This window comes from Cronobacter sp. JZ38 (assembly GCF_008932145.1).
GTDB classification, from domain to species: Bacteria; Pseudomonadota; Gammaproteobacteria; order Enterobacterales; family Enterobacteriaceae; genus Cronobacter; species Cronobacter muytjensii.
This window is the reverse complement of the sequence record NZ_CP017662.1, coordinates 2,806,517-2,826,385: the sequence shown is the minus strand read 5'-3', so window position 1 is coordinate 2,826,385 and position 19,869 is coordinate 2,806,517. Positions and strand designations below refer to the sequence as shown.

19 protein-coding genes and 2 pseudogenes are annotated in these 19,869 nt (G+C 52.8%); 6 read left to right on the top strand and 15 right to left on the bottom strand.

All coding sequences use genetic code 11. The features are described from left to right. Positions 1-160: 160 nt before the first annotated feature. The 6 genes from purB to rluE all read right to left on the bottom strand — a co-directional run bounded on the left by purB (position 161) and on the right by rluE (position 6,896). A complete protein-coding gene (gene purB, locus BJP61_RS13475) occupies positions 161-1,531 on the bottom strand; it encodes an adenylosuccinate lyase (protein WP_171998539.1) in 1,371 nt (456 codons plus the stop codon). A gap of 17 nt (positions 1,532-1,548) precedes the next feature. Then, positions 1,549-2,178 carry a high frequency lysogenization protein HflD gene (gene hflD / locus BJP61_RS13470; protein ID WP_038863545.1) on the bottom strand — a complete coding sequence of 210 codons (630 nt, stop codon included), beginning with the start codon at positions 2,176-2,178 and terminating at the stop codon, positions 1,549-1,551. 56 nt (positions 2,179-2,234) lie between these two features. Next, positions 2,235-3,344, bottom strand: a complete 1,110-nt coding sequence (mnmA, locus tag BJP61_RS13465) for a tRNA 2-thiouridine(34) synthase MnmA (protein WP_038863543.1) — start codon at positions 3,342-3,344, stop codon at positions 2,235-2,237. Between the two features lie 207 nt (positions 3,345-3,551). Then, positions 3,552-5,501: a methyl-accepting chemotaxis protein gene (locus tag BJP61_RS13460; protein ID WP_171998538.1), complete on the bottom strand. Its 1,950-nt coding sequence runs from the start codon at positions 5,499-5,501 to the stop codon at positions 3,552-3,554. Between the two features lie 278 nt (positions 5,502-5,779). Continuing rightward, positions 5,780-6,229, bottom strand: a complete 450-nt coding sequence (locus BJP61_RS13455) for an NUDIX hydrolase (RefSeq protein WP_038863539.1) — start codon at positions 6,227-6,229, stop codon at positions 5,780-5,782. A 10-nt stretch (positions 6,230-6,239) separates the two neighbouring features. After that, the gene (gene rluE / locus BJP61_RS13450) at positions 6,240-6,896 is read right to left on the bottom strand and encodes a 23S rRNA pseudouridine(2457) synthase RluE (RefSeq protein WP_071603697.1); all 657 of its coding nucleotides are present in this window, start codon (positions 6,894-6,896) and stop codon (positions 6,240-6,242) included. Between the two features lie 115 nt (positions 6,897-7,011). On the opposite strand from rluE, the gene icd reads away from it, so the two are divergent. After that, positions 7,012-8,262: an NADP-dependent isocitrate dehydrogenase gene (gene icd / locus BJP61_RS13445; protein ID WP_007747609.1), complete on the top strand. Its 1,251-nt coding sequence runs from the start codon at positions 7,012-7,014 to the stop codon at positions 8,260-8,262. A 96-nt stretch (positions 8,263-8,358) separates the two neighbouring features. Then, positions 8,359-8,841 carry a hypothetical protein gene (locus BJP61_RS13440; RefSeq protein WP_171998537.1) on the top strand — a complete coding sequence of 161 codons (483 nt, stop codon included), beginning with the start codon at positions 8,359-8,361 and terminating at the stop codon, positions 8,839-8,841. Positions 8,842-9,043: 202 nt separating this feature from the next. On the opposite strand, the gene BJP61_RS13435 is transcribed toward BJP61_RS13440, so the two are convergent. Together BJP61_RS13435 and BJP61_RS13430 are read right to left on the bottom strand one after the other, a co-directional pair. Then, on the bottom strand, positions 9,044-9,502 hold the full coding sequence (locus BJP61_RS13435; RefSeq protein ID WP_134877476.1) for a hypothetical protein: 459 nt from the start codon (positions 9,500-9,502) through the stop codon (positions 9,044-9,046). 2 nt (positions 9,503-9,504) lie between these two features. Further along, positions 9,505-10,227, bottom strand: coding sequence for a hypothetical protein (locus tag BJP61_RS13430; RefSeq protein ID WP_105664927.1), 723 nt, complete (start codon positions 10,225-10,227; stop codon positions 9,505-9,507). 512 nt (positions 10,228-10,739) lie between these two features. On the opposite strand from BJP61_RS13430, the pseudogene BJP61_RS21745 reads away from it, so the two are divergent. Together BJP61_RS21745 and BJP61_RS21740 are read left to right on the top strand one after the other, a co-directional pair. Continuing rightward, a pseudogene (locus tag BJP61_RS21745) lies at positions 10,740-10,877 on the top strand (hypothetical protein); the annotation flags it as partial. 105 nt (positions 10,878-10,982) lie between these two features. After that, on the top strand, positions 10,983-11,108 hold the full coding sequence (locus BJP61_RS21740; protein WP_255485357.1) for a hypothetical protein: 126 nt from the start codon (positions 10,983-10,985) through the stop codon (positions 11,106-11,108). A gap of 1 nt (position 11,109) precedes the next feature. Here BJP61_RS21740 and BJP61_RS13425 read toward each other — a convergent pair whose 3' ends face one another. After that, a complete protein-coding gene (locus BJP61_RS13425; protein ID WP_171998536.1) occupies positions 11,110-11,949 on the bottom strand; it encodes a helix-turn-helix transcriptional regulator in 840 nt (279 codons plus the stop codon). A gap of 99 nt (positions 11,950-12,048) precedes the next feature. Between BJP61_RS13425 and BJP61_RS13420 the strand changes: the two genes are divergently transcribed. Then, positions 12,049-12,945: an SDR family oxidoreductase gene (locus tag BJP61_RS13420; RefSeq protein WP_171998535.1), complete on the top strand. Its 897-nt coding sequence runs from the start codon at positions 12,049-12,051 to the stop codon at positions 12,943-12,945. A 226-nt stretch (positions 12,946-13,171) separates the two neighbouring features. Here BJP61_RS13420 and BJP61_RS13415 read toward each other — a convergent pair whose 3' ends face one another. Together BJP61_RS13415 and BJP61_RS13410 are read right to left on the bottom strand one after the other, a co-directional pair. Beyond that, positions 13,172-13,558 carry a winged helix-turn-helix transcriptional regulator gene (locus BJP61_RS13415; RefSeq protein WP_171998534.1) on the bottom strand — a complete coding sequence of 129 codons (387 nt, stop codon included), beginning with the start codon at positions 13,556-13,558 and terminating at the stop codon, positions 13,172-13,174. A gap of 127 nt (positions 13,559-13,685) precedes the next feature. Then, a complete protein-coding gene (locus BJP61_RS13410) occupies positions 13,686-15,641 on the bottom strand; it encodes an FUSC family protein (protein WP_171998533.1) in 1,956 nt (651 codons plus the stop codon). 277 nt (positions 15,642-15,918) lie between these two features. On the opposite strand from BJP61_RS13410, the gene BJP61_RS13405 reads away from it, so the two are divergent. Next, a complete protein-coding gene (locus BJP61_RS13405) occupies positions 15,919-16,854 on the top strand; it encodes a LysR substrate-binding domain-containing protein (protein ID WP_171998532.1) in 936 nt (311 codons plus the stop codon). A 73-nt stretch (positions 16,855-16,927) separates the two neighbouring features. Here BJP61_RS13405 and BJP61_RS13400 read toward each other — a convergent pair. From BJP61_RS13400 to BJP61_RS13385, 4 genes and pseudogenes are all read right to left on the bottom strand, one after another. After that, positions 16,928-18,075, bottom strand: a pseudogene (locus BJP61_RS13400) (IS3 family transposase). Positions 18,076-18,396: 321 nt separating this feature from the next. Continuing rightward, positions 18,397-18,846: a hypothetical protein gene (locus BJP61_RS13395; RefSeq protein ID WP_255485352.1), complete on the bottom strand. Its 450-nt coding sequence runs from the start codon at positions 18,844-18,846 to the stop codon at positions 18,397-18,399. A gap of 201 nt (positions 18,847-19,047) precedes the next feature. Beyond that, on the bottom strand, positions 19,048-19,272 hold the full coding sequence (locus BJP61_RS13390; protein ID WP_161581304.1) for a hypothetical protein: 225 nt from the start codon (positions 19,270-19,272) through the stop codon (positions 19,048-19,050). Between the two features lie 365 nt (positions 19,273-19,637). Next, the gene (locus BJP61_RS13385) at positions 19,638-19,811 is read right to left on the bottom strand and encodes a YnfU family zinc-binding protein (RefSeq protein ID WP_165688847.1); all 174 of its coding nucleotides are present in this window, start codon (positions 19,809-19,811) and stop codon (positions 19,638-19,640) included. Positions 19,812-19,869: the final 58 nt, after the last annotated feature.

Genomic DNA, 19,869 nt, shown 5'->3' with positions numbered 1-19,869 from the left:
TCCCCTTATTTATTAATTTGATAAATAGTTTAACGCCAATTATTACCAAAAGGGCATAAACATTGGGTAAACCAGCCGGGGATCGCGCGTGAGGGAAACAGGCAGGAAAGCGCAGGAAAAGCGATAAAAAACGCCACCCGAAGGTGGCGTCGCGTGCGGATTATTTCAGATCGTCAACCATCTGGATAGCGCGGCCGATGTAATTGGCAGGCGTCATCGCTTTCAGACGCGTTTTTTCGTCTTCCGGCAGTTCCAGACTGTCGATGAACTGCTTCATGCCTTCGGCGTCAACGCGCTTGCCGCGGGTCAGCGCTTTGAGCTTCTCATAGGGCTTCTCGATGCCGTAGCGGCGCATCACGGTCTGGATCGGTTCCGCCAGCACTTCCCAGTTGCTATCCAGCTCTGCCAGCAGGCGATCGCGGTTCACTTCCAGCTTGCTCACGCCTTTCAGCGTCGACTGATAAGCGATCAGCGCGTAGCCGACGCCAACGCCGAGGTTACGCAGAACGGTGGAGTCGGTGAGGTCGCGCTGCCAGCGGGAGACCGGCAGTTTGCTTGCCAGATGTTGCAGCACGGCGTTCGCCAGGCCCAGGTTGCCTTCGGAGTTTTCGAAATCGATAGGGTTGACCTTGTGCGGCATGGTGGAGGAGCCGATTTCGCCCGCGATGGTTTTCTGTTTGAAGTGGTTCAGCGCGATATAACCCCAGACGTCACGGTCGAAGTCGATAAGGATCGTGTTGAAGCGCGCCATGCAGTCGAACAGCTCTGCAATGTAGTCGTGCGGTTCAATCTGGGTGGTGTACGGGTTCCACTGAATGCCAAGCGAGGTGACGAATTCTTCGCTGAACTGGTGCCAGTCCACTTCCGGGTAAGCGGCGATATGCGCGTTATAGTTGCCGACCGCGCCGTTGATTTTGCCGAGGATCTCGACCTTGGCGAGCTGACGGTACTGGCGCTCCATACGGTACGCGACGTTCGCCATCTCTTTACCCATGGTGGACGGCGTCGCCGGCTGGCCGTGGGTGCGGGAGAGCAGCGGAATATCGCGATACTGGTGCGCCAGATCTTTTACAGCGTCAATGATGTTGCGCCAGGCGGGCAGGATCACTTCTTCGCGCGCCGTAGAGAGCATCAGCGCGTGGGAGAGGTTATTGATGTCCTCAGAGGTGCAGGCGAAGTGAATAAATTCTGAGACGGCATGCAGCGCCGGCACTTCAGCCACTTTTTCCTTCAGGAAATACTCAACCGCTTTTACGTCATGGTTGGTGGTGCGCTCGATAGTCTTGATGCGCGCGGCGTCTTCTTCGCTAAAGCCCGCCACAATCGCATCGAGGAAATCGTTTGCGTTTTTGTCAAAAGCAGGAACTTCCTTGATCGCTGCGTGTGCGGCCAGCTTTTGCAGCCAGCGTACTTCAACCTGTACGCGGAACTTCAGCAGGCCAAATTCGCTGAAAATGGCGCGCAGCGCGCTGACTTTGTCGCCGTAGCGTCCATCAACGGGGGAAACGGCGGTCAGTGAGGATAATTCCATCAGTCACTCCTGAGAGGTTAACATTGAGCAAGAATTTGTTTCGCCTGGGTGGTCAGACGATTACGGGAAAACATCAGTTGCAGCCGTCCGCCGCCGACCTGCTGCCAGAGTACCGCGGCGCGGATACCGGCCAGCAGCGTGGCGCGAACTTTGGCCTGTACCTGCGGGCTTTGCAGCACGGCAGGCGAGCCGTTGACCTGAATGCGCGGGCCAAGCGGGCTAATCACATCCACGTAGATCCCGGCCATCGCGTTCATCAGCGTGTCGGATTCCAGATCGAAGTGCTCAAGCTGGCGGCTTAAATCGGCGATACGGTTGCCAAGGGTATTCATGGCGCCTTTGCTGCCGGCAAGCTTACGCTCCAGCACCATCAGGCTTAAGGTGTAGCGCGTCAGTTCGGCGCCGAGGCCCTGACGGTTGCTGGTGTTGAGGATGCCAAGCAGCGTTTCCAGACCGGTTTTGAGGCCGGCTTCTTCACCGCCGAATACGTCAAGGGTAGACGCCGGGTTCTGGTCAATCACGCTTTTCAGCGAGACGCGCAGCGCCCTGGCGTCGCACGTGCCCTGATGCGCGAGCTCCTGAACCAGACGCGCCGACTGACAGATGCCCGCCAGCGCAAGGGTGATGTCGTAGAAGTTCTTTGCCACACGTGCTCCTTTTTGACCGCGGCGTCTTGGTTATCGCCGCGCAAGCGGCATCACAGTTATACCGGTAGCGGCAGGCGCTGTTCGATGATTCCGCCGCCGAGGCAGACTTCACCCTGATAGAACACGGCGGACTGCCCCGGCGTGACCGCAGAAACCGGCTCGTCAAACAGCACTTCGATGCGGTCTTCATCCAGCGGGCGCACGGTGCAGGGGATATCGCCCTGACGATAGCGGGTTTTTACGGTGCAGGTAAACGGCGCGGTGACCGGCTCGCGATTAACCCAGTGCAACTGCTGCGCAATCAGACCGACAGACATCAGACGCGGGTGATCGTGGCCCTGGGCGACGATAAGAATGTTGTTTTCAACGTCTTTATCCACCACGTACCATGGCTCTTCGCCGCCGTCTTTGGTGCCGCCGATGCCGAGGCCTTTGCGCTGGCCGAGCGTATGATACATCAGCCCCTGGTGCTCGCCGAGGGTGTCACCGTCGACGGTCACGATTTTACCCGGCTGCGCGGGCAGGTAGCGGCCCAGGAACTCGCGGAACTTGCGCTCGCCGATAAAGCAGATGCCGGTGGAATCTTTTTTCTTCGCGGTCACCAGGTCGAGTTCTTCGGCGATACGGCGCACTTCCGGTTTTTCCAGCTCGCCGACCGGGAACAGGCTCTGCGCGACCTGATCGTGGCCGAGCGTGTAGAGGAAGTAGCTCTGGTCTTTATTGCCGTCGAGACCGCGCAGCAGGCGGCTTTTACCGTCAACATCCGCGCGGCGCACGTAGTGGCCGGTCGCGATATAATCGGCGCCCAGATCTTCAGCAGCAAACTCCAGGAAGGCTTTGAATTTAATTTCTTTGTTGCACAGGATATCCGGGTTTGGCGTGCGTCCGGCTTTATATTCCGCCAGGAAATGCTCAAACACGTTATCCCAGTACTCTGCCGCGAAGTTCACGGTATGCAGCTCGATGCCAAGCTTATCGCACACCGCCTGGGCGTCGGCGAGGTCAGAGGCGGCCGTGCAATAATCCTCGCCGTCATCCTCTTCCCAGTTCTTCATAAAGAGACCTTCCACCTGATAGCCCTGCTGTTGCAGCAGGTAAGCGGAAACGGAGGAATCGACGCCGCCGGACATTCCGACGATGACTTTTTTCTGGCTGTTATCAGACATTGCACCACTCACGACATAAAACAAAGGCGGCGTATTCTAGCACGCGCTGGCGACGCAAACACCCCCTGCGCGCGCCGGGTTGGCCTTCGGACGTGAAGAAAAGCGTTTAACGGCAAGAATTGCGACCCGCGGCGAGAGGCTGAAAGGCAGGACAGGGGACGGTGATGTCAAAGACGCGGAGCCGCGGCTGCGGCCCCGCCTGTCGGTTTATGCGTAGCGTTCGTCGAGGCTGAACTGTTCGACGGTTTGCGCCAGTTGCTGCGCCTGCTCTTCAAGCGAGCTGGCGGCGGCGGCCATCTGCTGCACCAGCGCGGCGTTCTGCTGGGTTACGCCATCCATCTCATTGACGGCGATAGTCACCTGGCTGATGCCTTTCGACTGCTCATCAGACGCGCTGACGATTTCGCCGATGATGGTTTGCACGGAGTGCACCGCCTGGGTCATCTCTTGCATGGTTTTCCCGGCGTCGTTCACCAGCTGCACGCCGTTGGCGACACGCTGGCCCGACTCCTCGATCAGTGCGGCTATCTCTTTCACCGCGTTGGCGCTGCGCTGTGCCAGGCTTCGTACTTCACTTGCCACCACCGCGAAGCCGCGGCCCTGTTCGCCCGCGCGCGCCGCCTCTACCGCAGCGTTGAGCGCCAGGATATTGGTCTGGAACGCGATGCTGTTGATCATGGTGGTGATGTCGCTGATTTTCTTCGAGCTGTCGTCAATCTGCGCCATCGTTTGTACAACCTGGCCGACCAGCGCTTCACCGCGGCTGGCTATCTGCGTGGCGTTGGCGGTCAGTTCGGTCGCATGATGCGCATTGGCGGCGTTGTGCTTCACCGTGGCGCTGATCTGCTCCATGCTCGCCGCGGTCTGTTCCAGCGCCGCAGCCTGTTCTTCGGTTCGCGAGGAGAGGTTAATATTGCCGCTGACTATTTCGCCCGCGCCCTGACGGACAGAGTCGCTCGCCTCTTTGATCTGCCCGACGATGCCACGCAACTGCGCCTGCATGGTGTGCAGCGCGTAGAACAGACTACCGCGATCCCCCGGCTTGACCGGCACCACGTTATCCAGCTTGCCGTCGGCCACCGCCAGCGCGATGGTGGCCGCCGCCAGCGGTTCACCGCCGAGCGGTTTGAGCACTTTGCGGCTAAAGACGATGCCCAGCAGCGCGCTCACCAGCAGAATGCTCACTACCATCAGGATAATCGCATTCATGAGCTGGCGGTTGGCGGCCGCCATCACCTGGCTTACCGGCGCCACGACGCCGAGATACCATTTATCGGTACTGGTGCCGATGCTCACCGGCTGCCAGGTCACTAACGCTTGCTCGCCAAGGATCGGATCTTCCTGCTCCACCACGTTGCTGGTGAAACCGGCGGTATCGCCAGGAAAGGGTTTGCTGGTCAGCTTTTTGTCCGGGTAAGAGATAACTTTGCCTGCGGTGGAGAGCAGCACGGCATAGCCGCCGCCTTCCCACGGTTTAATCTGGTTAACTTTCTGTTGCAGTGAGGCCAGAGAAATATCGGAGGTCACCACGCCCTGGAGTTTGCCGTCGGTGATGATGGGCGCCGCCACGGAGGTGAGCAGCGTCGGCACGCCGTTATAGGCGTAGCTGTAAGGCTCGATTAGCGTGTCTTTCTGCGTCTTTTGTGGGATCAGATAGTAGTCGCCCTGGCCTGGCGTCAGATAAGAAAGCAGGGGATGGAATTTATAGTTGCCCGCCTGATCGTGGTCGACAAAAAAGGCGTAGCGGCCTTTCGGCGCCTGTCCGGGCTTGCCGTCGAATTCCGCATCGCGTCCGTCAAAGGCGTTTTCTTCAAAAATCACCGAGACCGACAGGTAATCAGGGTTATCGCGCAGCGCGCCTTCCAGCAGTTTGTCAGCGACGTTGCGATCGGTGACGCCCGCGCGGGGGAGTGCCGCCATGCTGTGACCGAGGTTATGCGCCACATCGCGCGCGTAGTTCAGCTCCTGCTGGATTTTCAGCGCCTCGCTCTGAGCTATCTGTTTTAAGTAGCTTTCGGCCAGAGATTTTTGTTCATTGCTGGACTGCCAGCTCAGCACGCCGATGGTGACAACAAACCCCAGCGTGATGGTTAAGGCGCCCGTCAACAGCATCTGCGCGCGGGTACTCATCTTTTTATGTACGGATTGTCTGGCCATCACGGCTCCTCAGGATCAACCACGAAATATCATTACTGTCCCTTCGCTTAGAGCCTCCTGGTCAATGCTCTATCGGCGTTTATTTTTTGTTCTTTAATCACGCGCAGTGCGTGAATGGTGGCGTAAAACGAGGCTCTTTCAGCGAAAACAGCGGATGCGCGCGGGCGAAAACGACGGCAACGGGAGAAGATGCTAAATGTAGCGGTGAGCGGCAGCATGTTAAGCTGCCGTTAAAAGTTTCGCGGCGAAACGAAAATGTGGGCGGTCTGACGAAACGCTTAGTGGAACGGCCAGTTAAACGCGCCGATAAGCGAGAGCGGGTAGCGTTCGCCCTGCTGCCAGGTGCGGATGCTTTCCGCTACCAGCGGCGAGCGCAGGTTCCCGGCGGTGAGGATTTCGTCGGCGCTCACCCAACGGCAGCAGTCGATATCGCTGTCGTGCGGCTCGGTCGGCAGCGGCGCATCGAGTTCAATACTGAACAGGAAGCGCAAAAAGGGCGTGTTATCGGGCGCCTGCCACTGATGCAGACGCAGAAAATGCTGTGGCTCTGCGCGAATGCCGGTTTCTTCCCACAATTCACGGCGGGCGGCCTCCAGGAGCGTTTCGTCGGCTTCGAGATGGCCGGCGGGCTGGTTCCACAGCGCCTTGCCGTTGATGGTCTCTTCCACGACCAGAAATTTGCCCTGCGCGTGAACCACGCAGGCGACGGTAACATGGGGTTTGAACATCCGGTTCTCCTTATTTGAGCGTTATTTCTCGCCACTGGCCGCAGGCCAGATCCTCGAGAGTATAGTCGCCCATCGCGTACCGAATCAGCCGCAGCGTCGGGAAACCGATATGCGCCGTCATACGGCGCACCTGGCGGTTGCGGCCTTCATAAAGGGTTATTTTAAGCCAGCAGGCAGGAATGGATTTGCGCTCTCGGATGGGCGGATTACGCGGCCACAGCCAGGCGGGCTCGTCGACCCGTTCCACGCCGGCAGGGAGCGTCGGCCCGTCATTCAGCGTTACGCCCACGCGGAGTTTCGCCAGCGCTTCTTCTGTCGGCTCGCCTTCGACCTGCACAAAATAGATTTTACCGGTGCGTTTGCCGGGCTGAGTTAATTTCGCCTGTAGCGCGCCGTCGTTGGTCAGCACCAGCAACCCTTCGCTGTCGCGATCCAGACGCCCTGCGGCGTAAACACCCGGCACCGGAATAAAATCCTTCAGCGTCTGGCGCCCGGACTCATCGGTAAACTGCGGCAGCACATCGTAGGGTTTATTAAACAGGATCAGCCGTTTCGGGCCTTCGGGTTTGCGGCGCTTAGCGGAATGTTGTGAGCTGAATCGCTCAAGCCGGTGATTTCTAAAAGAAGTTTTCTGCATACTATTTTCAGGCTTTATCAATTGCCGCATTATACCCTATTCATAAGGGCGTGGCATGGGGCAGAACATTAAGGTAGTATTATCACGCCTATTACAAATCATTAACAAAATGAGTCACAACCAGAAGCGCTCGAAGGAGAGGTGAATGGAAAGCAAAGTAGTAGTTCCGGCGGAAGGTGAAAAGATCACAGCGCAAAACGGCAAGCTGAATGTACCCCACAACCCGATCATCCCGTTCATTGAAGGCGACGGTATCGGCGTGGACGTTACCCCAGCGATGCTGAAAGTGGTCGACGCCGCGGTTGAGAAAGCCTACAAAGGCGAGCGTAAAATTTCCTGGATGGAAATTTACACCGGTGAGAAATCTACCCAGCTTTACGGCCAGGATGTCTGGCTGCCCCAGGAAACCCTGGATCTGATTCGTGAATATCGCGTTGCCATTAAAGGCCCGCTGACCACGCCGGTTGGCGGCGGTATTCGCTCCCTTAACGTCGCCCTGCGTCAGGAGCTGGACCTTTACGTCTGCCTGCGCCCGGTGCGTTACTACCAGGGCACCCCAAGCCCGGTAAAACACCCGGAACTGACCGACATGGTTATCTTCCGTGAGAACTCCGAAGATATCTACGCGGGCATTGAGTGGAAAGCCGACTCTGCCGACGCGGAAAAAGTCATCAAATTCCTGCGCGAAGAAATGGGCGTGAAGAAAATCCGCTTCCCGGAACATTGCGGCATCGGCATCAAGCCGTGTTCTGAAGAAGGCACCAAACGTCTGGTGCGCGCGGCGATTGAATACGCCATCACCAACGATCGCGAATCCGTGACCCTGGTGCATAAAGGCAACATCATGAAATTCACCGAAGGCGCGTTTAAAGACTGGGGCTATCAGCTGGCGCGTGAAGAGTTCGGCGGCGAGCTTATCGACGGCGGCCCGTGGGTGAAAATCAAGAACCCGAACAACGGCAAAGAGATTGTGGTGAAAGATGTGATTGCCGACGCCTTCCTGCAGCAGATCCTGCTGCGTCCGGCGGAATATGACGTTATCGCTTGTATGAACCTCAACGGCGACTACATCTCTGACGCCCTGGCAGCCCAGGTTGGCGGGATCGGCATCGCGCCAGGCGCGAACATCGGCGACGAATGCGCGCTGTTTGAAGCGACCCACGGCACCGCGCCGAAATACGCAGGCCAGGACAAAGTTAACCCGGGCTCTATCATTCTCTCCGCTGAAATGATGCTGCGTCATATGGAATGGTTCGAAGCCGCTGACCTGATTGTTAAAGGTATGGAAGGCGCTATCAACAACAAGACCGTGACCTACGACTTCGAACGCCTGATGGAAGGCGCTAAACTGCTGAAATGCTCAGAGTTTGGCGACGCTATCATCGCGAACATGTAATCTGTTTTATGGGTTACATAAAAACGGGAGCCGATGGGCTCCCGTTTTTTATTAGGCTATAACGATGGCAAAACGACATTTAGATGAGGAGGGGATGTGAATCCAATGAAAAATGAAGACTTACACTATATCGACCTGATTAAATTACAGTACGAGCGTATTGCTCATCACGAGAATCAGAGGCTTACATTTAGTTCGCTGGTCATGGCCTTAACCACTGCGCTACTGCCTGTTTTATTTGCAGTTGATAAAACGCCCGGTTCGACTGTCATTGTCTTCGTTTGCGCATTACTCATCATTATTAACTGCATTGCGGTAAAGTTCGTATTTAAATCCAGAGAGTGGGTTAAGTTTCATCAAAGAAGGGCGCGACACATCCTTAATAAGTATAACCCGGAGCTGGCAGCAAGTGTTTATAACGATGGAAATAACGCATCACCAGCAGACTCAATGGAGCAGCTTCCACCGTCAAAACGCGATAGCGATAAAGATCCTGCAAGAAGGCCCAGTTTGCAGATATATCTGCACTATTTTCTTATAGGTGATGTGGTGATTTTTCTGTTTTTTAATTTTACATGATGTCCTTCCTCTTAATGCCTTTCAAAAGCGTACTATAAGTAATTTTATTTTTTAGCTGGGGTATTTCCCCAGTTTTTTTGATCCTTCATTTTACAATATAACATTTCGATTCGTTAATAGCGGACGGCATAAACGTGACCACTATCTCCTCCGTTCGCAAAAAGCACTATCTATGCCTGTGCCTCCAGCAAGTCTGGCGTGCTCATGTAGACACAGTATGCGTCGAAATATCCATGTATTTTTTGAATGCAGTGTCGCGTTTTACCCCTTTCGGATCTGACAAAAAAGGGACCCTTAGCCGTGGTGTATCGGATACTGTGACAGTCCAAAGATAATCCCCAATAAATCTGAAGTTGATTTTGTCTGCTGTAATAGATAACGCCTCAAAACTACCTGTGGTGTACTCATTGCCCACATAGACAATCTCTTTGATACCCTCACGAAAATCAATGAGAGCTATAGTCAGTGATTCTTCGAAAATAACATCGTCAGTTAGAAAAAGAACATAAAGCTGTTCATTGACCTGAACAGATGCCTCAAGTATTTCCCCAGGCACGATAATACCTGTAATATTCCCGTTGATTAAGACTTCAGAACGAGCCTGTGATATTTCGGTCGCTTCCTGAACTTTGATTAGTGATATTGAATTAACCTGTTGCATAATCAACTCCATAAACGACCCATTTCCCAGGCGGCAAGCGCACCACCAACGAAGGCACCTATAAGTACACATACAGGGGCACCGGGCCCACACATCAATCCCGCCATCGCTCCACCTGCGGCTGCGCCAGCAATACCCGCACTGTTTATGGCCAGTTGCCTTCCTGACTCCGAAATTTTATCGTCTGCGTTATAGATCTCGTAAACAGAAATAGCAATTGAAAGCACGATGAGGCCTTTACCTAAACGCGAAAGTTGCATCATTTGCATGTTAACTTGCGGATTGGATTTGCCAGCAGCCAACACAATATCAGCGTATATTTGATTTTTTTGTACTTCGGACAATGTATTGAAATTAACCCTGGAACCAAACAGAGACTTTGCTTTTTTTGCAACTAACTCATTAAACGTTTTACCCTGTGATTTCATACGTTCGGCCATAGCTCGGCCAAGAGGAGTGCTACGGACTCTTACCATATCCATTATTAAATTTCGGGTTTGCTGTGCTTCGCGTGCAGCCTGTTCCCAGGAAATCATGCCCGCATTGGCTTTTGCCCTAAGATCGGCAGACATTTCTTTGATTAGTCTCGCGTATTGAAGACGTAAGCGAGGATCAATCGTTAGCCTGGCTGCCGCAGCAGAGACATCCCCTTGTAAGGCATTTATCGCGCCTTCAAACTTATCGCGTCCGTCTGTGTTTAGTGCATTAAGTAAGGTTGTATCCATAATCTCACCAGTCCTTCCCATAGGGATTGAGAAACGTTGCACAAAGCTCTGGCACATTATCTACAAAAGAGGTGAATTGCAATCGTTGACAATACAGTCAAGTCATTTTTGTTATTTTATTTCAATGTGATAAATAAAGATAGTGACGCGTTATGATTGGGGGAAAGATTAAACATACCAATGTGAGTAACTACTGGATCGGGGAACATACGTTTATGCAAGATTACCTTATAAGCGTGTGGGACGCTTTACGTAGCATAGTCGCACATTCAGAACCTTATATTGTTGCTTTGGAGAAGAGACATAAACTGATTTTGCCCAATGTATGATCCAGCAAAAATAACAGAGATATATGATCTTTTACTAAAAGATGGTTATCAAAACCTAAAGACAGTCGTTCTTTATCATAGGCTTATAATTAACTAAAAATTAATAGAATAGAATAGAATAGAATCGAAAGCGGAAACTCGCTTTTTTCAATATTATTAGACAGTTATCGTTAAGCCTAATAAATGCTGCTGCGTCATAGGGAATGGTTCGAAGCGGTTTAACTTATCGTGAAGGGTATGGAAGGCGCTAAGCTGCTGAAATGCTCAGAGTTTGGCGACGCTATCATCGCGAACATTTCATCTGTTTTATGGGTTACATAAAAACGGGAGCCGATGGGTTCCCGTTTTTTATTATCAGGTTTAGAACGGTTATCAAAATAATTTATCAAAACCCCACCTGAACATGGGCTGAAGAGGCGCCGTCGGATGTCGTATCGTCAGAAAGCAGGCGTAATACTGGGCGACTTTTTCAGTCAGTACGAGGCGCAACCGAACCTGTTTGACGCGAATGCGGTGCGCGCGAGCGGCGAGGCACTACTGAAGAAAGTCTAACTCAGCCTTCGCGCTGGGCCCGGTTTTGAGTTATCCAACCCTCTATTTTCATTCTGCTTTCTTCGGTCGCTGGATTGAAGAGCATCATTGACAGATCCGGCCTCCCTTCGACAGAAAAGGTGCAAAACTCGAGCGCAATTGTCCCGATTTGCGGGTGATGTAGCATCTTTAACCCTTCCCCATGCTCGGCAACATCGTTGTTACGCCACAGGCGGGCAAAGTCAGCGCTTTGAGCGGATAGCTCCTCAACCAGCCGAGCGATTTCCTCTGACGCACCAAGGCGCGCGGCATCCGCCCGAAAGGCATTGACGATGAGCCGGGCCACGCCCTCCCGGTCGTGCTGCATCTCCAGCGCCTCCGGGTCGGTAAACAGCAGGCGCAGAATATTTCGCCGCGCGGGCGGCAGCAGCGCGTAGTCCTTCAGCACAACCGCCGCCGGGTGATTCCATGCCACTACATCCCAGATGACGGTTTTGATAATCGCCGGAATCGTCAGGCTTTCCAGCACGCGTTGCAGCCGTGGGGTTATGCTGCCGGACGGACTTACCCGGCTTTCCGGCGGATGGCCAAACGCAAGTATAAACAGATGATCGCGTTCGGGAGATGTAAGCCGCAGCCCGGCAGCAATCCGGTTCAGCACCTCGCGCGAGGGGGCTCCTCCGCGGCCCTGCTCAAGCCAGGTATACCAGGTCGGGCTGATATTCGCGAGCTGAGCCACCTCTTCGCGGCGCAGGCCCGGCGTACGGCGGCGGCCGGGCAAAAAACCAAACGAAGCCGGGTCAAGTCCCAGACGGCGGGCCCTTAAAAAATCACCCAGAGGATTTTCAGAAAGGAGCGTCATAAATTAGCCTGTTAATGTTTATACACTGATAACGTCACTACTTTAATAGTAAAAGATCCGTGCTTACGCTGTTGCAGTAAATTACTCAGGAGAAAGACCATGCGTATTTTTGTAACGGGTGCGACGGGTTTTATTGGCTCACGTGTAGTATCAGCCCTTCTTGCACGCGGCTATCAGGTGACTGGGCTTGTGCGTTCAGAAGAAGCAGCCCGGCAGTTAGTCGATAAGGGCGTTACTGCCCAGCGCGGAACTCTGGAAGATCCCCTGGCGTGGGTTGCAGGCGTCGACCAGTGCGATGCGGTGATCCACACCGCCTTCGATCATGATTTCACTCGTTTTGTGGAAAATTGCGAAAAAGATCGCCGGGTTATTGGCGCTATTGGCTCTGTGTTGCAGGGCAGCCAGCGCCCGCTGCTTATCACCTCCGGCACCGGGATGGGTGATGACGGCAGCGGCCAGCCCGCTCTGGAGCAGAATTTCAACCCGGCACATCCTAACCCACGTGTAGCCTCTGAGCTGGAAGGCTCTCAGCTACTGGAATCAGGGATTGATGTGCGCGTGGTGCGTTTGCCTCAGGTTCACAACACCGAACGCCAGGGGTTAATCAGCTATTACCTCTCTCTTGCCAGAGAAAAAGGCGCGGCAGCTTACATTGGCGAAGGTAATAACGCCTGGTGTGCGGCACACGTTGATGACGTGGCCGGGCTGTATGTAAAAGTGCTTGAGCAAGGCGAACGCGGCGAACGATATCATGCGGTAGCGGAGGAAAGCATTGCCTCATGGCTGATTGCGCAAACCGTGGCGACAGGCCTGGATATCCCCGCTGTTTCGCTGAAATCAGAACAGGCCGCAGAGCATTTTGGCTGGTTCGCCGCTTTCACCATGATGGATATGCGTGCCAGCGGTGCATGGACACGCCAGCAGCTCGACTGGCAGCCCAAAGGACCGGGGCTTATTGATGATTTGCGCAAAATGAGTTTCTCAGGCAAGCCTTAGACCCAGCGCCGGGTAGCGGTTAAAACCTACGTCTATAGGCAAAGCCTGTTATTACGGCGTCGATACGTCCGCTTCTGGCACTTAGCGGAACAATACACCGTCCGCTATGAGCGAGAAGCGGACCTTGCATTCATGAGCATCAGAGTTTTTAAGGCGCTGAACATTACATCCCTGTTAAGCGCCCTGGCCAGAATCTGAAAGCGATTATCAAAAATGACAGAAAAATTCACTCCACCTTAGCGGGTATAGAAAGTTTCTCATCGATGGCGTTTAACGCAGATAAGGCATAGCCGCGTAGCCATGCAGTCAGGGGCTGCAGCAATGCAGCCAGTTCATGGCCTTCAGGTGACAGGCTGTAGAGAATTTTTTTACAGTCCACTTCAGAAACGTTTCTGCAGATAAATCCGTCAGCCTCAAGTTCGTGAAGTGTTTTTATGAGCATCCTGTCTGTGACCGTATGCAGATTTTTTTTCAGCTGAGAAAATCGGAGGTTCCCCTCTTTTAGCGCGACAAGCACCTGCACGGCCCACTTACTGGTTATTCTGCTGAACATATTCTGAGCAGAAGCTTCAGCCTGCTCCAGCCTTGCACTGCAATATTGATACGGCTCCATAAATGTCCTTACTCCTGCTTTCATGACCTTTAAACCCGTCTGCCCCGGTAGTGAGTTTTAAGAAACGCCACCCGGATTCAGCCACAGACTGTTCATGCAGCGTCCTGCTGTACCGAGTGACTTTAACTCAGGACGTCACAAAGGCGAGGTGATAGGTTTCCGTCAGCGTGACCAGCCTGCCCAAGTCCTGAGAAACCTCCTGAGAAGTCCCCGCCTTGTTTAGGCTTTGCTGGTAAGACTTTAGCTGTGTCAGAAACGCACCGAGTTTTTCCTGTCTTTTCTGGCTACTCTCTGCATGCTTAACGTCCTCAGCAGAACGGCGAAGCTCACGGTATGATGCTTCAAGTGCCGGATGGCGCGGGAGCTCAGTGCTCACCAGTCTGCTATGGCCGGCGATTAGCGCAAGCGACATTCTCTGCTTGTCCATATCGCCCGGATGAAGCGCCTGAAGCAGGCTGAGATGCTGATACAGTGCAGGAAGATGGTTTTTTAGGGCCCTGCGGTTTGCAGGATTAACCGCCGTAATGATTGAATAAATAAACGTATTCATAATTTTGTGCGTTGTCCGTGCCCGCGAACGATCGGGAATGATGAGAATAACTGCGAACGCCATCAGGCTGCCCACTATCTGACCCAGAACGTTGTCGGTAAAAGAGTGAATGTTGAACACCATCGGATTTTCAATAGTCACCGCATTCAGGATGCCGGCAAAGGCGCCCATGGTCCCCAGCTGTCTGCGCTGCAGAAATATTCCGCTGATGAAGGCGACCAGGCCCAGCATGATGCAGAGCAGGACCATGCTCTGCTGTGTCGAAGGGATAACAATGGTGTAGAGCAGAAAAGAAATCGGCGCAGCAACTGTCATGCCGTAAACAAAATCTTTAGCCACGGCAATGGGATTAGGCGAGCGCATGGCCAGTGCCGTCACCACCCCGAGCAAAATCATGCAGCTGGTTCCGGACGTCCAGCCACTGTAAAGCCAGAACAGCGCTGCCGTTCCTGTCGCGACGAACGTCCTCAGGCCGTTTACCCGTGCTGAATGTGTCTCCAGTGATCGTTCCTGTACCGGTTTAACGCCGGAAAGCATTTTTTCTTCACCGTCTGCCAGGCGTGGGTTTGCTTTAAATCGCCTGAGTAATAAAAAATATTCTCCGGCGGCATGACTCCACTCAGCCTGTGACAATAAGCGGGTGTCAGCCGGCACTGTGGCAAGCGCAAAGCGGAAATCTCTCAGGTATCTCAGTGATGAGTCCGTATCAACAGGGTCTGCCGGAAAAGACGCCCCCCGGCGTGCAGCCGAGTCACCTGCATTCATTTTACGCGTCAGAAACACATCCAGCGACAGCGTAAGCAGGGTCAGGGATCGGCTGTGGAGAGCAGCCAGACGCCGGGAGGCAAGCTCATGATGTCCGGCTTCGTTTTTCAGGTTAACAAGTATCGACTTCAGCGCTGCAGACCTGCGAATTACCTCATTCATTTTTTTATCAAATATTTTCTGCTCGGCAGGTTCTGCGGCAAGCGCCATCATCTGACACTGATGCGTGATAAGGGCCTCAGCCTCCCGTTCAGCAACCTGTTTGATGGATTTTGGGGAAAATATGACGTCTGCAAACAGCGCGCAGAAGATACCCAGCACAATTTCGCTGCAGCGTTCGATGGCATATACGGGGGCCAGCGTCAGGTTGTGACTGGCATAAACAGTAACGAGTACCGTCAGGGCGGTATAGCTCGCAGTCGCCATTCCACTCGTATTTTCAACGCGCACAAGTGTGGACAGCCAGACGCAGAATCCCGCCCAGATGCATGCCGTCAGAAGCAGCAGAGAGGGCGTCCGTGCAAAAATAATAATCAGCAGCAGTGCTGCGCCGCTTCCAAGAAAGGTGCCGGCAATTCGCAGGATTCCCCGAAGGCGCAGTGCTCCCGCGTACGGGTCACCGCCAGCGGAAAACGCCGAACCGCCCGCTACGATACCTGCGGTCATCACCGCCCATCGCGGCATTTCAAGATTAAAATAAAAGCCAATCATCAGCGCTGAGACCAGAGCAAAAGCCAGCTTCACGGGAAAACGGAGATATTCAAACATTCTTATTCCTGAAAGGAGGGTGCATTCAGACCGTCAGGACTGCAGCCAGCGTCACGATGACTTCCTGTTTTTTTGCCGGTTTTTTCCTGCAGGACAGTAAGGAGCCGGGCGGGTAGAACTGACGTTAAGGGAGCACTCTGAGATGCATGACGACTGCACTTCCGTTAAGGTGTGCAGGAAGTCATACCGTTTTATCAATAACGTTGTTAATAATAACCTGCGTCAGAAATGGCTCACATCGGGCTCCGGCTAATTAAGTTTTCAAAAAGAGTAAACAATGCAGACACTCCGAAGCATGATGATATTCGTCCAGGTTGCCGAGTCCGGTTCCTTTACCCGTGCAGCCCGGCAGCTCGATCTCAGCGTACCCTCTGTAAGCCTGGTCATTTCTAAGCTGGAAGAGGAACTGCACGTTAAGCTTCTCAACAGGTCAACCCGTAGCCTGGCGCTCACCGAAGCCGGGAAAATGTTTTACCGGGGATGCTGCAGAACGCTTGATGAAGCAAGACAGACGCAAGAAAACATGTTTGCCTTTAATGGGCGTCCTTCCGGCGTCCTGCGGATCGGATGCTCGCCCACTATGGCGCACTATGTGATGACGCATGTCAGTGCTCAGCTACTTGAAGGATATCCCGGACTCAGCGTGAATCTGGTTACGGCAAGCCCGGCGCCCGACCTGATATCTCACGGGCTGGATGTGGTACTGCGCTTCGGAGACATTGAGGATTCGGGGCTTTACAGCCGAAGGATTGGAAGTATGCCTATGGCTGTCTGTGCAGCCAGAAACTATCTGAATAAAGCAGGCAGGCCCGCTCATCCTGATGAACTCGAAAAGTTTGAGTGGCTGGAGTATGACATTCAGCCGGATAACATCTGTAACCTGACATCGCCGGATGGCACTCAGATAAGCCTGCGCCCGAGGGGGCGCTATGCGACAAATGACCCGCTCGCGCTCATTGACTGGCTGCAGGCCGGACGGGGAATTGCCTTCGTACCGATGATCTGGGTCATAAACGATATTGCTCAGGGTAACGTAGAAGTTCTGTTCAGCGACATGAGGGCAGAAAGTCGCCCCGTCTACGCACTCCACACGTCTCGTGAAAATATGCCGCTGAAGGTGAAAGCCTGCATTGAGGTTTTGACAGAGTTTTTCTCAAAAAGCGAAGACGACTGCGCATATTATCTTAAGCAGAGAGTTTTCTCAGATAACTGACTGGAGGAATGCTCTGCTTTTGGCTCACTGCTCTTGTTTTATTACTAATAAGCAATGAATCGGCACGTCTAATTTAGACACTTCTGAGCCGTTGATAATATAGGTTTTCATATTCAGCCGGTGGCATCTGCTCGCTCGAACCATGCCGACGCTTACTGTTATAAAACATTTCGATGTAATCAAAAATATCGCTTCTGGCTTCGTTTCTCGTTCCGTAGATCTTTTTCTTAATCCGTTCGCGTTTCAGTAGCTGGAAAAAGCTCGCCGCAACCGCGTTGTCGTGGCAGTTACCGCGACGACTCATGCTGCTTTCAAGACCGTGTGATTTCAGGAACGACTGCCACTCATGGCTCGTGTATTGACTGCCCTGATCAGAGTGAACCAGTACCTGTTTTTGAGGATTACGCCTCCACACCGCCATAAGTCATGCGTTCAGGACAATCTCTTTTGTCATGCGGGGTTGCATTGACCAGCCGATAACTTTTCGGGAGAACAGGTCAACCACCACGGCCAGATACAGCCAGCCTTCGTGGGTTCGGATGTAGGTTATGTCCGTCACCCAACGCTCATCCGGTGAGTCCGGATTGAACTGCCGCTGGAGCCTGTTGGGTGTCACGATGCTGGCTTCGCCTTTACGTGCCCGTGGGCTACGATACCCAACCTGAGCTTTTATTCCGGCACGCTTCATCAGTCGCCAGACCCGGTTCACTCCGCACTGCTGTCCGGTATCACGCAGATCGAGATGGATCTTGCGATAACCATAGACACAGCCAGACTCAAGCCAGAACTGTTTGATCTGCCCGGTCAACATCTGGTCTGCCTGGTGACGCTGTGAATATGGCTGCTGAAACCAAAAATAAAATCCACTCGGATGGACATCCAGAACCCGACAGAGCAAACGAACAGGCCAGCAACACCTGTTGTCGCGGATAAAGGCGTACCTCAGTCGGACAGCTTTGCGAAGTACGCCGCGGCTTTTTTTAATATGTCTCGTTCGTCGGTAACCCGCTTCAGCTCTTTCTGGAGGCGGCGGATCTCGGCCTGAGCATCTGACTGTTCATTATTAGTGGAAGAATCCGGGCCGTACTTCTTTATCCAGGCGTAAAGGCTGTGGGTGGTGACATCGAGACGTGTTGCAACGCTGGAAACAGAATGACCACGATCAATCACCTGTTTGGCTGCTTCAATTTTAAACTCTTCAGGATAACGCTTACCGCTCATGGGCACCTCTCTTTAAGTCATCTTAAATGACTCAGAGGTGTCTGTTAAACCTGTGGGGATTCATTCCTGGTGCCGAATTATATCGTCTGCGTTATAAATATCGTAAACAGAAATAGCAATTGAAAGCGCGATGAGGGCTTTACCTAAACGCGAGAGTCGCATCATTTGCATGTTAACTTGCGGGTTGGATTTGCCAGGAACGGGAACCGTCGTGCCCCCGTTATTTATTCGGGATATGAAAATGGCAAGCGGCATTAGCATAAAAACGGGCAAATGGATCCCATGAGAAATAAAGATTTACGCTATATCTCTCTGATTAATTTACCAATTAAACGCCGATAACGCTTTCACGTCAGCCGCAGGGTTGGCTTCTTTTACCGCCAGTAAAAAACCCGCGAAGTTATGGTTGAAAAACGTAATGTTATGATAAAACTGAAACTCTTTTTTTTGCCCATGGTTGAGATAAATCACGGACCATTTGCGTCGGTTATTAAGAGTGGTAAAGCCTGGCTTGATTTGCAGTATGTCCGAAAAATGCACTTTAACCGTAATGCCATTTTTCACCTGATATAAATATGCGCTGTCATAGAAATACGCTTCCTTCTTGGCAAAACGCGCGAAAATGGAAGGGTTGCACGATATTTTTATCATGCCGTTGTCAGCGGGAACGATTTTTTTCGCCTGGCGCATCCAGTTTAAAAACCATCTTCCTGAAAAGATGAATATAAGCGGTAATAATAAGACGGTTGAAAACCCCAAAACATCCTTCATGTTTTACTCTCTTTCGGCCCTTTTCCCCATCATGTTAATGAGTAAAAGGGCATGCACAGGGTGCAGTTCGTGCGTGGCATACCTTTGGCAGCAATACGCGGCCAGCCATCCGAATGACGGTACCTCAACGGGCGGAACCCGTGAAGAGCAGACCGCCCATCGCCTCTGAATAACCCACCAGACGCGTTAGCGAGTTTGTCGTCAGGACTGCCTTTGTTGCACAACTCCATCCGCGCCGTTCGTCACCAGGCGAATGGCTTCAACGTATATCTGTCTTGTTCCATCCACAGTCTGTTCTTCAGAATCCCTGAGCTGTGCCAGTATATTATCTGTCTTTACAGGTATTCCTGACACTATCAAACGTGACACCGCCTTTCCTATCACTCTGTAAATAGCGTCCATGTTTTCGGGGTTTACGATGCCCATTCAGAACTCTCCTGCTAATTGGATCCGCTGCTATTGCCTGTACGGTTGGCTTGAGAACCGTCTCAACTGAGCAGAATCATACCGGGCACTACGGCAAAAGGTAACAGGTTTTTGTGGACGCTTAATCGGGCAGCATCGACTGACAGGCGCTGATGATAACCCTGAGGCTTTTCTGCACGTGTAGGGCTTAAATGAAATTATAAGAGGATGAGCGCAGGGGCACGATGAAACCGCGCAAAGGGGAGGGACAGCCATGAAAAAGAGACAACCTTTAATTAATTCAGTGATACGCGGGTTTTGAAACGAATTAAAAGCACCAGCACTGGCCGGTGCTTTTAACCGGCTGCGGGAACGCAGATACAACATTAATTTTGACTGGCTGGGGTTTGTGCAGAGATAAATAAATGATTACAGGCGGGGCAGATGAGCGTTTTTTTCTTATTGACGCGGGCGGAGCTGTGTTCAGATTTTTCACTGCATTTCGGGCAGGTCACGCGGCTTAAGTAACTGTCTTGGGATTTTCTTTTATGAATAGCCATAAGTATCTTCTTTGATGTCAGGAGGGGGCACCTTACACACTTCCAGGCTCAATAGCCC

What these genes read in the sequence shown, in the direction of transcription:
- icd (WP_007747609.1), top strand. Translation starts at nt 7,012, where the DNA reads ATGGAAAGCAAAGTAGTAGTTCCGGCGGAAGGTGAAAAGATCACAGCG.
- BJP61_RS13460 (WP_171998538.1), bottom strand. Translation starts at nt 5,501, where the DNA reads ATGGCCAGACAATCCGTACATAAAAAGATGAGTACCCGCGCGCAGATG.
- BJP61_RS13405 (WP_171998532.1), top strand. Translation starts at nt 15,919, where the DNA reads ATGCAGACACTCCGAAGCATGATGATATTCGTCCAGGTTGCCGAGTCC.
- BJP61_RS13410 (WP_171998533.1), bottom strand. Translation starts at nt 15,641, where the DNA reads ATGTTTGAATATCTCCGTTTTCCCGTGAAGCTGGCTTTTGCTCTGGTC.
- mnmA (WP_038863543.1), bottom strand. Translation starts at nt 3,344, where the DNA reads ATGTCTGATAACAGCCAGAAAAAAGTCATCGTCGGAATGTCCGGCGGC.
- BJP61_RS13435 (WP_134877476.1), bottom strand. Translation starts at nt 9,502, where the DNA reads ATGCAACAGGTTAATTCAATATCACTAATCAAAGTTCAGGAAGCGACC.
- BJP61_RS13390 (WP_161581304.1), bottom strand. Translation starts at nt 19,272, where the DNA reads ATGGGCATCGTAAACCCCGAAAACATGGACGCTATTTACAGAGTGATA.
- BJP61_RS13430 (WP_105664927.1), bottom strand. Translation starts at nt 10,227, where the DNA reads ATGGATACAACCTTACTTAATGCACTAAACACAGACGGACGCGATAAG.
- rluE (WP_071603697.1), bottom strand. Translation starts at nt 6,896, where the DNA reads ATGCGGCAATTGATAAAGCCTGAAAATAGTATGCAGAAAACTTCTTTT.
- BJP61_RS13420 (WP_171998535.1), top strand. Translation starts at nt 12,049, where the DNA reads ATGCGTATTTTTGTAACGGGTGCGACGGGTTTTATTGGCTCACGTGTA.
- purB (WP_171998539.1), bottom strand. Translation starts at nt 1,531, where the DNA reads ATGGAATTATCCTCACTGACCGCCGTTTCCCCCGTTGATGGACGCTAC.
- BJP61_RS13455 (WP_038863539.1), bottom strand. Translation starts at nt 6,229, where the DNA reads ATGTTCAAACCCCATGTTACCGTCGCCTGCGTGGTTCACGCGCAGGGC.
- BJP61_RS13415 (WP_171998534.1), bottom strand. Translation starts at nt 13,558, where the DNA reads ATGGAGCCGTATCAATATTGCAGTGCAAGGCTGGAGCAGGCTGAAGCT.
- BJP61_RS13425 (WP_171998536.1), bottom strand. Translation starts at nt 11,949, where the DNA reads ATGACGCTCCTTTCTGAAAATCCTCTGGGTGATTTTTTAAGGGCCCGC.
- BJP61_RS21740 (WP_255485357.1), top strand. Translation starts at nt 10,983, where the DNA reads ATGTCGTATCGTCAGAAAGCAGGCGTAATACTGGGCGACTTTTTCAGT.
- BJP61_RS13395 (WP_255485352.1), bottom strand. Translation starts at nt 18,846, where the DNA reads ATGAAGGATGTTTTGGGGTTTTCAACCGTCTTATTATTACCGCTTATA.
- BJP61_RS13385 (WP_165688847.1), bottom strand. Translation starts at nt 19,811, where the DNA reads ATGGCTATTCATAAAAGAAAATCCCAAGACAGTTACTTAAGCCGCGTG.